Genomic DNA, 12,555 nt, shown 5'->3' with positions numbered 1-12,555 from the left:
CGGTTGGTTTGGCTTTGCCGGTCCGCTTGGGGCGGGGGGCGGTATCCTTATTCCCCCTCATAATATTCGCATAAATAGTAACGGGCTATGAAGTCCCAATATTGGTGCAACACCTCTTTTCCGTTCGGGAAGGGGAGTGCTACATCGGGCAGAAGTCCCTTCGCCATTCCATACTTCAATAAGTCGAACGGACAAGCGCCCGGATGGCAGAACATATCATAACCGTGTTTCCTGGCTCGTTTGGCATTATACATCGGATTATGCTCTTCGCAGAAGTAAGCGGCTACATCGTGTGCCACGAGCATACCTTTGGCATTGGCGTAAATCACGAACTCTTTCTTGCTTTTCAAGTCGGGCAACAGGGAAGCCGGATTCTTGTCCCACTCCAATACTTCGACAAAGAAAGAGCGCAGTTTCTGATAAGTGGGGAAATAGAGCAATGGTTTGCCTCCGCTGTATTCCAAGCAACGCGCTACGTCTTTGCTCAGTTTGGTTTCCGGTGTAACTTCCGGGAGTGGCGTTATGGGCATATCCAGCAAGTCCGGTCCCATCACCCAAAGGAATAAAGTCTCTTCTTCGCTGATTGGTGCCTCTTCGAAACAGGCATCCATCAACTCGTAGACGGACTGGCTCAATGCGAGCAAATCCTTGTCAAAAGGATCGAATAAATAATATTTGCCCTCTTCGTAGAGGGTGGCATGCGACTTTAAAGTCCATATAATAAAGGAGATATCCTCCTTGTTTACTTCGTCGGGTACATACTCGTCGGTCAGCGGATAGAAGGGCAGATAACTTCCATATCTTTCATGATAGGCCTCCGAAAATACTTTCCAACCTCCGTTCTGAGAGATGGCATCCTGGAAGTACATGCCGAAACTGATAGCGGCATCGTCCTGAGTATAATCGTCCTCATTTCTGAACAAGGGAGATTGCCTGATAAGAGGAAGAGTCTTGTTGGAAAAGTCCAGATACCATTTATCGCTTGGCACTACGTGGCTACGTTCATTGGCACCCAGCCAATGCTTCATTGTAATTCTTGTCATATTTTGCTCGTTTCCGGCAAAGATAACCGATTTTAATATACAATAGCCATAACCGGGCAAAAATATTTACTGCACTGGCTGTTTTTCTTATAAGATTCTTATAATCTTTTCAATGCCAGCTTGATGACCTGCTCTACCGGTGCATCGGGTTCTTCTTTCAGAATGGCCAATACCACTTTCTGCGAGGGGGCTTGTGCAAAGCCCAGCATGGTGAGGGCGGCTATGGCTTCTTCCTGCACTTGTGCATTGGCTGCGGACATCAGCGCACCCACTGTTCCGGCAGTACCTGCAGCCATACTGCCGGTCTTGATTTTATCTTTCAGGTCTACAATCACGCGTTGGGCAGTCTTCAGCCCGATGCCTTTCACGGTCTTCAGCAGATTGGCATTCTCGGTGCTGATGACGTTGACCAGTTCGGAAGGGGAGAGTGCCGAAAGAATCATCCGTGCCGTATTGCCGCCGATGCCCGATACGGAGATCAGCAGCAAGAACAGTTCCCGTTCCTGCTTGTCGGCAAAGCCATAGAGGATATAGGCATCTTCGCGGATGGCTTCGTATATATATAGCTTACACTCCTTTTTGCCTTGAATGGCAGCATACGTATTCAGGGAGATATTAACGGCATATCCCAGTCCGTTACAGTCTATTACTGCGGTTGCCGGACTTAGTTCGGCAATTCCGCCTTTGATGTATTCTATCATAAATGCTTCTTATCGTCCGCGAATGTAGGAATTATTATCGAACTTTCAGTCACTAAAAAAAGAAAAACTCTGTGAAACAGTGGCTGCTTCTATCGTTGTATATAAATGAAAATGATTACTTTTGTGCCGATAATATAGAAAACTGATAAACAAAACCAGTAAAAGAATGAAAAAAGTAAGAGCAGCCATCGTTGGTTATGGCAATATCGGACACTTTGTGCTCGAAGCCCTGCAAGCAGCTCCCGATTTTGAGATTGCCGGTGTAGTACGCCGTGCCGGAGCCGAGAACCGTCCTGCGGAACTGAGTGAATATCCCGTTGTAAAGAATATCCAGGAATTGGAAAGTGTAGATGTAGCTATTCTTTGTACACCCACCCGCAGCGTGGAGAAGTATGCAAAAGAGATTCTGGCTTTGGGCATTCATACGGTAGACAGCTTTGATATCCATACGGGCATCACCGACTTGCGTCGTACGCTGGATGCAGAGGCTAAGGCTCACAATACGGTATCTATCATTTCTGCCGGCTGGGACCCGGGAAGCGATTCAATCGTCCGCACCCTGCTCGAAGCCATTGCTCCGAAGGGCATCACCTATACGAACTTCGGTCCGGGTATGAGTATGGGACATACGGTGGCTGTAAAGGCTATCGACGGTGTAAAAGCCGCTCTCTCCATGACTATCCCCACCGGAACGGGTATTCATCGTCGCATGGTTTACATCGAACTGAAAGATGGTTACGAGTTTGACAAAGTAGCTGCCGCCATCAAGGCCGACCCGTATTTTGTGAATGACGAAACACATGTGAAGCTTGTTCAGAGCGTAGATGCACTGCTGGACATGGGGCATGGTGTAAACCTGACCCGCAAGGGTGTATCGGGCAAGACACAGAACCAGCTTTTCGAATTCAATATGCGTATCAACAATCCTGCACTAACGGCTCAGGTATTGGTATGTGTGGCTCGTGCCGCCATGCGTCAGCAGCCGGGCTGTTACACCATGATTGAAATTCCGGTGATCGATCTCCTTCCTGGCGATCGCGAAGAGTGGATCGGACACTTGGTATAAGGGCATAAAAAAACAGATGATGCGTTTACCTCAAACAGACCATCTGTTTGCCTTAAACGCATCATCTATTTTACCCAAACGCATCATCCGTTTTTCAGGAACAGATGATGCGTTTTTTATTTGCTGTTTATCAGAAGAAGAATCTTAGAATATCATTGAAGTTTGCCCATATCAGCAGGCCGAAGAGCAGGAACATACCTACCATCTGTGCCCGTTCCATGAACTTGTCGCTTGGCTTGCGGCGTGCTACGATTTCGTATATCAGGAACAATACGTGTCCGCCGTCCAATGCCGGGATGGGCAGGATGTTCATAAAAGCGAGGATGATGGAGAGGAACGCCGTCATATACCAGAACTGATGCCAGTCCCATGTTGCGGGGAAGATGCTGCCGATGGTTCCGAAACCTCCCAGCTGCTTGGCTCCTTCTTTTGAGAAGAGGTATTTCATCTGGCCGACGTAACCTTTCAACGTATTGACACCGAGGGTGACACCTGCGGGGAATGAAGCGAAGAAGCTATATTCCTTTTTTACGACAGGCAGCAGTTGGGCTGTACGCGTTCTGGCATATACACCTATATTATATAGAGAATCAGTAGTAACTGTCAACGTATCTGTCACACCATTGCGGACGTAGGTCAGAAGCAGTTCATGCGTCGCATTGTTTTGTCTGCGTTGCGCTTTATCTTCTTCAAAATCGGAGAATGAGATATTCTTTCCATTCAGTTGTATGATGCTGTCGCCCGGTTGCAGTCCGGCAAGAGCGGCAGGAGTACCGGCTGGAATGCTGTCTATCACATACGGATAGCGGAAATCGGCAAAGCGTGCACTGTCCGCCAGCAGGCGGTTCATCATATCTTCGGGAATGTATATGGAGGCTTCTTCTCCATCGCGCAATACAGTCACCTGGCGTGCATCGACAATCGCTGTCAGCAAATCACCTCCCATACGTTCGAGGGCTACGCCGTCGGCAGAAATCAGCACGTCACCGTCGCGGAAGCCGACTGCTTTGGCTGTCTCGTTGAAGTCCATACCCAGCGGCACCTTTTGTACCGGAATGTATTCATCGCCCCAGGTGAAGAGTATCATGGAGTAGATGAACAATGCCAACAGGAAGTTGAACAATACACCGCCTATCATGATGAGCAGGCGTTGCCATGCTGGTTTGGCACGAAACTCCCATGGCTTCATGGGCTGTTTCATCTGTTCGGTGTCCATGGACTCGTCTATCATACCGGCTATCTTTACATAACCGCCCAGGGGCAACCATCCGATGCCGTATTCTGTTTCACTGTTTTTGGGTTTGAATTTGAATAATGTGAACCACGGGTCGAAGAATAAGCAAAACTTTTCCACTCGTGTTTTAAAAAGTCGAGCAAAAAGGAAGTGCCCTCCCTCATGAACGATAACGAGCAACGAAAGGCTCATAACGAGTTGCAGGGCACGAATCAAGAATGTTTCCATCTAATAATCTGCTAATTTATTTGTTTATATTATCATTTCTTTTGCTATCCGCCGCGCTTCCGCATCCGTTGCCACATAGTCCTCGTAAGTAGGCCTCTGTATATAGGATACGCGCGACATTGTCTTTTCTATTACTTCGCTCATGCCGAGGAACGAAATTTTGTCTTGCAAGAAAGCAGCCACTACTACTTCATTAGCCGCATTGACAATGCACGGCATATTTCCCGCACGGTGCAGTGCTTCGTAAGCCAGCGCCAGGTTGCGGAAACGTGTCGTGTCCGGTTGCTCGAACGTCAGTTCCGTGCATTGCTTGAAATCCAGACGCGGGAAAGAAGCCTTCAGGCGGTCCGGGTAAGAGAATGCATACTGAATGGGCAGGCGCATGTCCGGCATGCCAAGCTGTGCTTTTATGGCTCCGTCTTCGAACTGCACCATTGAGTGGATGACGGATTGCGGGTGTACCACCACCTCTATCTGGTCGGGGCGTACACCGAACAGCCACTTCGCTTCAATCACCTCGAACCCTTTGTTCATCATCGAGGCAGAGTCTATCGTGATTTTGGCACCCATATCCCAGTTGGGATGTTTCAGCGCTTGCGCTTTGGTGACGGTTGTCAGTTGCTCCATCGTGCAGGTGCGGAACGGACCGCCGGAAGCAGTCAGTATCACTTTTTCTATCGGATTGCCTATTTCTCCGGCTAAACACTGAAATACAGCGGAATGTTCGGAATCGACGGGCAGTATGGGCGTACCGCTGAGGCGTGCCAGGTCGTTGATCAGTTCTCCGGCAACAACCAGCGTCTCCTTGTTGGCCAAGGCTATCACTTTGCGGGCACGGATGGCGTTCATGGTCGGTTTCAGTCCGGCATAGCCCACCATAGCGGTGAGTACAATGTCGATGGGAGTTTCCGCTACAATCTGGCAAAGTGCCTCTTCGCCGGCATACACCTTGATGGGCAGGTCGGCAAGCGCATCCTTCAGTTGAGTGTATTTCGATTCGTTGGCTATCACCACTGCTTCGGGCTTGAACTTGCGGGCCTGGGCAATGAGATCGTCTACGCGGTTATTGGCGGTCAGCACATACGCCTCGTATTGGTCGGGATGCTCTTCGATGACCTGAAGGGCTTGTGTGCCGATGGAGCCGGTAGAACCGAGTATAGCTATTTGTTTCTTCATTTTATCTCTTTATCACTTTTATCACTCTATCACCTAAAACACAATATACAGTTCCGGATTCACCGCTCTTCCCTTATGCCATAGCTCGAAGTGGAGGTGTGGTCCGGTAGTCAGTTCTCCGGTATTTCCTACCAATGCGATGGCTTCACCGGCTTTCACCGTCTCGCCTTCCTTCTTCAGGAGAGAGCCGCAATGCTTGTAGACGGATACGAAGTCCTGGTTATGCTGTACTTCTATCAGATAGCCGGTTTCGGCTGTATAGGTGCTCAATATGACGGTACCGTCCAGGGTGGCCAATATGCTCTCACCCGGATTGGCGGCAATGTCCGTACCGAAGTGCTTCAATTCAGCATTGAAGGGCGACGAAATCATGCCGCGAGTAGGGCGGTAGAATATTAATCCGTCCACTTCGGGACGGGCTGTGATGGTAGTCAGATTATACTTTTCTGTTTCTTCGTACTGCTTGCGGAATTCCGCTTCGCGTTGGGTGCGTTCCATCAGCGAGTCTTCGCGCACGTTGGTCAGCGAGTCTATGGAGTGTACGGTATCTGCTTTTATCTTACCCTGGAAGATGTCCTGGATATTCATGATATACAGATTCTGCCGCTCTACCAGTTGTTGGAGTGAGTCTACACGCAAGGCATTATTCACCACCTGGGCGCGGACTTCACTGTTCATATATCCGGGCAGGTAGTTTCGCAGGGGAGTAAATGCTATGATGACGGCAGCTATCAGGAACAAGATCGTCAGTACGGAAAGCAATACAGAGATTCCGTTCAGCTTGGACACATGCAGACCTACCACTTCCTCGAGCGTATTCTCGTTGATAATGGTCAGCTTATATTTGAACTTGATGTTGTTCCAAAAAGCCTTGCTCCGTTTCTTGTTTTTCTTCTTTATTGCCATCTTATCGCCTTATAACCCAATCACTCATAACTTATCACCCTATCACTTCTCACACCTCTTCCGTCTCATCCAGCGCCAGCAATCCTTCCGGCAGATCCACCGTAATGACTTTATGTTTCTGGTCGATGCCGACAATGAAATCTTCCTGAGCAGGAATCAGCAACTCTTCTCCTTGATGATCTACCACAAACAAAGTATTGATAGTCGTTGTATCTACATCCGTCACTTCGCCCAACCGGCCGTGATGAATCTCCTCCATGCGGAAACCTACGAAGAAGTCCCAACTCAGTTCCTCCGGTCCGGCCTCTTCGGCATGCTTGGCGGGGAAGTAGACTTCGATATTGGTGAACATGCGTGCACGTTCTGCCGTGTCTACTCCTTCGAGCTTGACGAGGGCGGTTGTGTCCGAACGGAAACGGTATTCCTCCAGAAAGAAAGGCACCAGGATGCCGTCCAACAGACAAATTAGATAATCGGCTTCCACCCGGTCGAAAATGTCGTCCGTGAAAGTAAATGACAACTCTCCGTGAATGCCGTGCGGTTTGTTGAATACACCTATCTTATATACTTCTTCTCTTCTTATCATTATATTCTCGTTATTCTTGCACCAAGGGCATTCAGGCGCCCTTCAATGTTCTGATATCCGCGGTCTATCTGCTCGATGTTGTGGATGCGGCTGATGCCGTCCGCACTCATGGCAGCTATCAGTAGGGCGATACCGGCACGGATATCGGGTGAAGTCATGTTGCCGCCGCGCAGCTTGAAGCCGTGGTCGTGTCCGATGACAACGGCACGGTGCGGGTCGCACAAAATGATTTGCGCACCCATGTCTATCAGTTTGTCGACGAAGAACAGGCGGCTTTCGAACATCTTCTGATGAATCAGCACACTGCCTTTGGCCTGTGTGGCAACTACCAGCAGCACACTGAGCAAGTCCGGTGTCAGTCCGGGCCAGGGAGCATCTGCAATGGTCATGATGGAGCCGTCAAGAAAAGACTCTATCTGGTAACTGTCTTGTGCAGGCACGTAGATGTCATCTCCCCGTTGCTCCATTTTGATGCCGAGGCGGCGGAAGCTGTCGGGGATGATGCCCAGATTCTCGTGTGAGACATTCTTGATGGTCAGTTCACTTTTCGTCATGGCGGCCATGCCGATGAAACTGCCCACTTCGATCATATCCGGCAGGATGGTATGGTTGGTGCCGTGCAGTTCGTCCACACCTTCGATGGTGAGGAGGTTGGAGGCAATTCCTTCTATCTTGGCGCCCATCCGGTTCAGCATTTTACACAGTTGCTGTACGTAAGGCTCGCAGGCGGCGTTGTAAATGGTTGTTCTCCCTTTTGCCAGTACGGCGGCCATTACGATGTTGGCGGTACCCGTCACGGAGGCTTCGTCCAGCAGCATGTAAGTGCCATGCAACTGTTCGGCCGATATTTCGTAGATTTCGCGGGTGTCGTTGTAGGCAAAGTCAGCACCCAGGTTCTGAATGCCGATGAAGTGCGTGTCCAGTCGCCGGCGTCCTATCTTGTCTCCGCCCGGTTTGGAAATCATGGCTTTGCCAAAGCGGGCCACCATCGGACCTACCAGCATGACGGAACCGCGTAGGCTGGAACATTTCTTCAGGAATGCATCGCTTTCCAAGTAGGCGAAGTCGACGTCGGCAGCCTGGAAGCTGTAGGTGTCGATGCTTTTCTTGGAAACATTCACTCCCATGTCCCGCATCAGTTGGATGAGGTTGTTGACGTCCAGGATGTCCGGGATATTGTGCACAGTCACCTCTTCGGCAGTGAGGAGCGTGGCGCAGATAATCTGCAATACCTCGTTCTTCGCTCCTTGGGGGTAGATGTCACCGGAAAGGCTGTGTCCTCCTTCAATTACAAATGATGCCATGGGTTTTGATTAGTATTTACGTTTGCCGTTATTCCGGTTGTTGTTCCGGTTATTCATGTTCATCTTCGGGCGATAGTTCAGATCGATCCGTTCGGCCATGAGGCGGACGATGCTGTCGGTCATTTGCAGCTTGCCGTCAGAAAGGTCGGAAAGGTCGTCTGCAATCTTGCGGTCGTCCACGGTATCTTTGTTCCATGCCATGTAGTCCTTCTTCATGTGGTTGCAGATCAGCGCTATCAGGTTCTGCTTTTCTTCTCCTTCGGGGAAGTCGATGGCTTTCTTTATCAGCACTTCGAGCGTACGGCCGTAGTGGCGGTAACGGATTTTGGTGCTGGGGTAGGGGACATTCTCCGGTTTGGTGTTCAGGTTATCCTTGCGGATGATTTCGTACGGATAGTCGATGTCCAGTTTGAAGTCCGACATGATGGCGAGGTGATCCCACAACTTATGTTTGAAGTCGGGCACATCGCGCAGATGAGGGAACATATTTCCCATGATGTTGATAATCGTGTTGGCACAACGTTGGCGTTCGGCGCGGTCTTCAATCGTCAGGGCGTGGTCTACCATGTTTTGGATGCTGCGGCCGTATTCAGGCAGGGGCATCCGTTTTTGTTGGGTATTATATTGCATACTTGGCAATTAAAAATTAATAATTAAAAATTAAAGGAGTTTCTTCGGCATGCTTGCTACGAACTCTTTCAGGTAGAAGGGTTCGAAGTAAGCTACGTCTTTATAATCGTTCTCGGCGATGGCTTTCTCTGCCAGCGGAAACATCATGCTGGCCAGTGGGCGGATGTCGTCGATGAAGTGTGCGTTGGGGTGCGTGATTTTCTCTTTGCACTTGGCTGCGCCGTCGCCAAAGAAGTAAACGGGCTGTTTATCGAGGAACTCGGTATAGGAGTTTTCGTCTACAATGTCGGCTGCAATGTCGCGTACCGGTTTCAGGGCACGGTCGTAAATGGCGGCATAAACTTCCATACGGCGGGCGTCTATCATGGGGCAGAGCAGTGCATCATCCGGCAATTCTTCGTGATAGAGCAATACCGGCACACATTGCACTTTCAGCGTGGGCAGTCCGATAAGCGGCAGATTGCGTCCGTAGCAGATGCCTTTTGCCATAGATACGCCGATACGCAGTCCGGTGTACGAACCGGGTCCGCAACTTACGGCAACAGCATCCAACGGCATGGCATGGCTGTCGGCAAACGACAACGCTTCGTCCACGAAAACGCCCAGTAGCACGGCGTGTGAAGGCCCCTTCAGGTCTTCTTTCTTGAAAACGTTCTGCCCGTCTTCGCTCACGGCTACGGAGCATGCCGATGTGGACGTTTCAATATGCAAGATACATGACATAACTTTTATTCTTAATTTTATTGTGGCAAATTTACGTGATTATTTTCAGTAATTAAAATAATCGCGTAAATTTGCGCAAAACTATAACATTATGATACAATCAATGACGGGCTACGGCAAGGCAACGGTCGAAATGTCCGATAAGAAAATCAACGTTGAAATCAAGTCACTCAACAGTAAGGCTATGGATCTCTCCACCCGTATCGCTCCGCTTTACCGGGAGAAGGAGATGGAAATCCGTAACGAAATATCTAAGATACTGGAACGTGGCAAGGTGGATTTCAGCCTTTGGATTGAAAAGAAGGATGCCGAACAGCTTGCCACTCCCATCAATCAGGACGTGGTAGCGGCCTACTATAAGAAGATTCAGGAAATTTCTGCAGCAACCGGTATCCCCGAACCTGCCGACTGGTTTTCGACCTTGCTCCGTATGCCGGACGTGATGACGAAGAACGAAACGCAGGAGTTGAGCGATGAAGAGTGGTCTACAGCCCATGCTGCCGTAGTAGAGGCAGTCAACCACCTTGTAGATTTCCGCAAGCAGGAAGGTGCGGCCTTAGAGAAGAAATTCCGTGAGAAAATAGCCAATATTGCTTCCCTGCTGGAAACAATTACTCCGTACGAGAAGGAACGGGTTGTGAAAGTAAAGGAACGCATCACCGATGCACTCGAAAAAACGTTGAGCGTGGATTATGACAAGAACCGCTTGGAGCAGGAACTTATCTATTACATTGAGAAGCTGGACGTGAACGAAGAGAAACAGCGTCTCAGCAATCATCTGAAATACTTCATCAATACTTTGGAAAGCGGAAACGGACAGGGTAAGAAGCTCGGTTTCATCGCTCAGGAGATGGGACGCGAAATCAATACGCTGGGCAGTAAGTCCAATCATGCCGAGATGCAGAAGATTGTCGTTCAGATGAAGGATGAACTGGAACAAATCAAGGAACAAGTCTTGAACGTAATGTAATATGGGTAAACTTATCATCTTTTCAGCTCCTTCGGGTTCGGGCAAGTCAACGATTATCAACTATCTGTTGACCCAGAACTTGAACCTGGCTTTTTCCATTTCGGCTACCAGTCGTCCGCCGCGCGGCACGGAACAAGACGGAGTGGAATATTTCTTTCTGACTCCCGATGAGTTTCGTCGTCGCATCGCCAATGATGAATTCCTGGAGTATGAGGAAGTGTATCAGGATCGCTATTACGGCACGCTGAAGTCGCAAGTAGAGACTCAGTTGGCTGCCGGACAGAATGTGGTGTTCGATGTAGACGTGGTAGGCGGTTGCAACATCAAGAAGTTCTATGGCGAACGTGCTTTGTCTGTCTTTATCCAGCCTCCATCGGTAGAGGAATTGCGCAAGCGGTTGGTAGGTCGTGCTACGGATGCTCCCGAAATCATCGAAAGCCGGGTTGCGAAAGCAGAGTATGAACTTACGTTTGCTCCGAAGTTCGATACGGTGATTGTGAATGATGACTTGGAGACGGCGAAGGCAGAGGCTTTGAAGGTAATCAGTGAATTTTTGAAGCTTTGAATATAGGAATCTTCAGCGGCTCATTCAATCCGGTGCATATCGGACATCTGGCTCTCGCTAATTATCTTTGCGAATACGAGGGGCTGGATGAAGTATGGTTTATGGTCACACCGCACAATCCGCTGAAAGAAGAAGGTGAGTTGATGGACGACAAACTTCGTCTGGAATTGGTGCAACTTGCCATTGCCGATTATCCCAAGTTCCGTGCTTCTGATTTTGAATTTCATTTGCCCCGTCCGTCTTATACTGTTCATACGCTGGATAAGTTAAAGAAGGCTTATCCCGAACATCTATTTCATCTTATTGTAGGTTCGGATAATTGGCTGCTCTTTTCCCGTTGGTATGAGTCGGAGCGGATACTTGCAGAGAATCCTATCATAGTTTACCCCCGTCCCGGTTATCCGGTGAATGCCGATTCTTTGCCGCAGCATGTGAAGCTGGCATCTTCACCCGTTTTTGAAATCAGTTCTACCTTTATACGCAGGGCGTTGAGTGAAGGAAAGAACATTCGCTACTTCCTTCATCCTGCCGTCTACGCAAGGTTGAAAAGATAAATCTCCCTTGTTTTAGGAGGAAAATTCCTTTCTCAAATAAAAGTTGCAACGCATTTTACCCTCATACCCTCATAAAAGCTCTGTATCCCTTTATTCATGGGCGTTTGAGCTATGAGAGTAACCCTGGTAGTAACTATGAGAGTAAGCGTTTGCTCTCATAGTGCTGCTCTGTTAGGAATAGGAAGGTATAAGTCTGAATAATGTATTGTAAATGAATTAATTACAGTTTCCTACTGGAGGGGAACGCGCGTTTCTGCCAACGGGAACGACAGTTTCTCTTCATGGGAACGCGCGTTTCTCCTAATGGGAACTGCAGTTTCCTCTTATGGGAACGCGCGTTTCTCTATATAGAAACGGGCGTGACTCATAGACAATCTGTCAGAAAAGAAATATTCAATACTTGATTATGATTATTCCTTTTTGTATATTTGCACGTAGAGCACTATGAATGTGCTTAATATACTAATCAGGTTATGAAAATATGGAAGATATAATAAATGCACGTTGCGGTTGGGCCGGAACAGATGAACTATACATAAAGTATCATGACGAAGAATGGGGCAGACCCGCTACCGATGACAAAACTCTGTTTGAGTTTCTGTTACTCGAAAGTGCTCAGGCAGGTTTATCCTGGATTACTATCCTCCGGAAACGTGAAGGTTATCGCGAAGCCTTTCATCATTTTGATGTGGAGAAAGTTGCGCAAATGACCTCGGAAGACGTCGAGCGATTGATGCAATTTGATGGAATCGTCAAAAATCGGTTAAAAATCAATAGTGCAATCAACAATGCGAAACTGTTTATGACTGTTCAGAAAGAGTTCGGCAGTTTCTATAACTATATCTTATCATTCTTTCCCAATCGGCAAC

Annotated in this window: 14 protein-coding genes; 5 read left to right on the top strand and 9 right to left on the bottom strand. The window is 48.6% G+C overall.

What is annotated here, in order from left to right; all coding sequences use genetic code 11:
- Positions 1-47: 47 nt before the first annotated feature.
- Positions 48-1,043: a DUF3843 family protein gene (locus tag AAE250_RS17010; RefSeq protein WP_294597532.1), complete on the bottom strand. Its 996-nt coding sequence runs from the start codon at positions 1,041-1,043 to the stop codon at positions 48-50.
- A 98-nt stretch (positions 1,044-1,141) separates the two neighbouring features.
- Positions 1,142-1,744 carry a Holliday junction branch migration protein RuvA gene (gene ruvA / locus AAE250_RS17005; RefSeq protein WP_294597535.1) on the bottom strand — a complete coding sequence of 201 codons (603 nt, stop codon included), beginning with the start codon at positions 1,742-1,744 and terminating at the stop codon, positions 1,142-1,144.
- A gap of 166 nt (positions 1,745-1,910) precedes the next feature.
- Here ruvA and AAE250_RS17000 point away from each other — a divergent pair, with 166 nt between their 5' ends.
- The gene (locus AAE250_RS17000) at positions 1,911-2,810 is read left to right on the top strand and encodes a diaminopimelate dehydrogenase (RefSeq protein WP_294597538.1); all 900 of its coding nucleotides are present in this window, start codon (positions 1,911-1,913) and stop codon (positions 2,808-2,810) included.
- 130 nt (positions 2,811-2,940) lie between these two features.
- On the opposite strand, the gene rseP is transcribed toward AAE250_RS17000, so the two are convergent.
- From rseP to tsaB, 7 genes are read right to left on the bottom strand one after another with little or no spacing between them, the layout of a single operon-like run.
- Positions 2,941-4,272 (bottom strand): RIP metalloprotease RseP, encoded by a 1,332-nt coding sequence (gene rseP / locus AAE250_RS16995; RefSeq protein ID WP_294597541.1) that lies wholly within the window; start codon positions 4,270-4,272, stop codon positions 2,941-2,943.
- 24 nt (positions 4,273-4,296) lie between these two features.
- On the bottom strand, positions 4,297-5,448 hold the full coding sequence (locus AAE250_RS16990) for a 1-deoxy-D-xylulose-5-phosphate reductoisomerase (protein WP_294597544.1): 1,152 nt from the start codon (positions 5,446-5,448) through the stop codon (positions 4,297-4,299).
- A 33-nt stretch (positions 5,449-5,481) separates the two neighbouring features.
- On the bottom strand, positions 5,482-6,354 hold the full coding sequence (locus AAE250_RS16985) for a M23 family metallopeptidase (protein ID WP_294597547.1): 873 nt from the start codon (positions 6,352-6,354) through the stop codon (positions 5,482-5,484).
- Between the two features lie 49 nt (positions 6,355-6,403).
- On the bottom strand, positions 6,404-6,940 hold the full coding sequence (gene rimM / locus AAE250_RS16980) for a ribosome maturation factor RimM (protein WP_294597550.1): 537 nt from the start codon (positions 6,938-6,940) through the stop codon (positions 6,404-6,406).
- Entirely contained in the window at positions 6,940-8,244 is a 1,305-nt protein-coding gene (gene murA, locus AAE250_RS16975; RefSeq protein WP_294597553.1) for a UDP-N-acetylglucosamine 1-carboxyvinyltransferase, read from the bottom strand. Before murA ends, rimM begins: the two co-directional genes overlap by 1 nt.
- A 9-nt stretch (positions 8,245-8,253) precedes the next feature.
- Complete coding sequence (locus AAE250_RS16970; protein ID WP_294597555.1) at positions 8,254-8,874, bottom strand: DUF4290 domain-containing protein; 621 nt, start codon at positions 8,872-8,874, stop codon at positions 8,254-8,256.
- Positions 8,875-8,904: 30 nt separating this feature from the next.
- Positions 8,905-9,597, bottom strand: a complete 693-nt coding sequence (gene tsaB, locus AAE250_RS16965) for a tRNA (adenosine(37)-N6)-threonylcarbamoyltransferase complex dimerization subunit type 1 TsaB (RefSeq protein WP_294597558.1) — start codon at positions 9,595-9,597, stop codon at positions 8,905-8,907.
- 91 nt (positions 9,598-9,688) lie between these two features.
- Between tsaB and AAE250_RS16960 the strand changes: the two genes are divergently transcribed.
- The 4 genes from AAE250_RS16960 to AAE250_RS16945 all read left to right on the top strand — a co-directional run.
- Positions 9,689-10,567 (top strand): YicC/YloC family endoribonuclease, encoded by an 879-nt coding sequence (locus AAE250_RS16960; protein WP_294597561.1) that lies wholly within the window; start codon positions 9,689-9,691, stop codon positions 10,565-10,567.
- A 1-nt stretch (position 10,568) separates the two neighbouring features.
- Positions 10,569-11,132 (top strand): guanylate kinase, encoded by a 564-nt coding sequence (gene gmk, locus AAE250_RS16955; RefSeq protein WP_294597564.1) that lies wholly within the window; start codon positions 10,569-10,571, stop codon positions 11,130-11,132.
- Positions 11,129-11,686, top strand: a complete 558-nt coding sequence (gene nadD / locus AAE250_RS16950) for a nicotinate (nicotinamide) nucleotide adenylyltransferase (protein ID WP_294597567.1) — start codon at positions 11,129-11,131, stop codon at positions 11,684-11,686. Before gmk ends, nadD begins: the two co-directional genes overlap by 4 nt.
- Before the next feature lie 481 nt (positions 11,687-12,167).
- Positions 12,168-12,555 (top strand): DNA-3-methyladenine glycosylase I (locus AAE250_RS16945; RefSeq protein ID WP_342289177.1); only part of this gene is annotated, 388 nt, incomplete at its 3' end.

This window comes from Bacteroides sp. GD17, from assembly GCF_038448625.1.
GTDB lineage: Bacteria > Bacteroidota > Bacteroidia > Bacteroidales > Bacteroidaceae > Bacteroides.
This window is presented reverse-complemented; position numbering and strand designations above follow the sequence as displayed.

Coding starts and splice junctions, on each gene's coding strand:
- AAE250_RS17010 (WP_294597532.1), bottom strand. CDS start 1,043: ATGACAAGAATTACAATGAAGCATTGGCTGGGTGCCAATGAACGTAGC.
- ruvA (WP_294597535.1), bottom strand. CDS start 1,744: ATGATAGAATACATCAAAGGCGGAATTGCCGAACTAAGTCCGGCAACC.
- AAE250_RS17000 (WP_294597538.1), top strand. CDS start 1,911: ATGAAAAAAGTAAGAGCAGCCATCGTTGGTTATGGCAATATCGGACAC.
- rseP (WP_294597541.1), bottom strand. CDS start 4,272: ATGGAAACATTCTTGATTCGTGCCCTGCAACTCGTTATGAGCCTTTCG.
- AAE250_RS16990 (WP_294597544.1), bottom strand. CDS start 5,448: ATGAAGAAACAAATAGCTATACTCGGTTCTACCGGCTCCATCGGCACA.
- AAE250_RS16985 (WP_294597547.1), bottom strand. CDS start 6,354: ATGGCAATAAAGAAGAAAAACAAGAAACGGAGCAAGGCTTTTTGGAAC.
- rimM (WP_294597550.1), bottom strand. CDS start 6,940: ATGATAAGAAGAGAAGAAGTATATAAGATAGGTGTATTCAACAAACCG.
- murA (WP_294597553.1), bottom strand. CDS start 8,244: ATGGCATCATTTGTAATTGAAGGAGGACACAGCCTTTCCGGTGACATC.
- AAE250_RS16970 (WP_294597555.1), bottom strand. CDS start 8,874: ATGCAATATAATACCCAACAAAAACGGATGCCCCTGCCTGAATACGGC.
- tsaB (WP_294597558.1), bottom strand. CDS start 9,597: ATGTCATGTATCTTGCATATTGAAACGTCCACATCGGCATGCTCCGTA.
- AAE250_RS16960 (WP_294597561.1), top strand. CDS start 9,689: ATGATACAATCAATGACGGGCTACGGCAAGGCAACGGTCGAAATGTCC.
- gmk (WP_294597564.1), top strand. CDS start 10,569: ATGGGTAAACTTATCATCTTTTCAGCTCCTTCGGGTTCGGGCAAGTCA.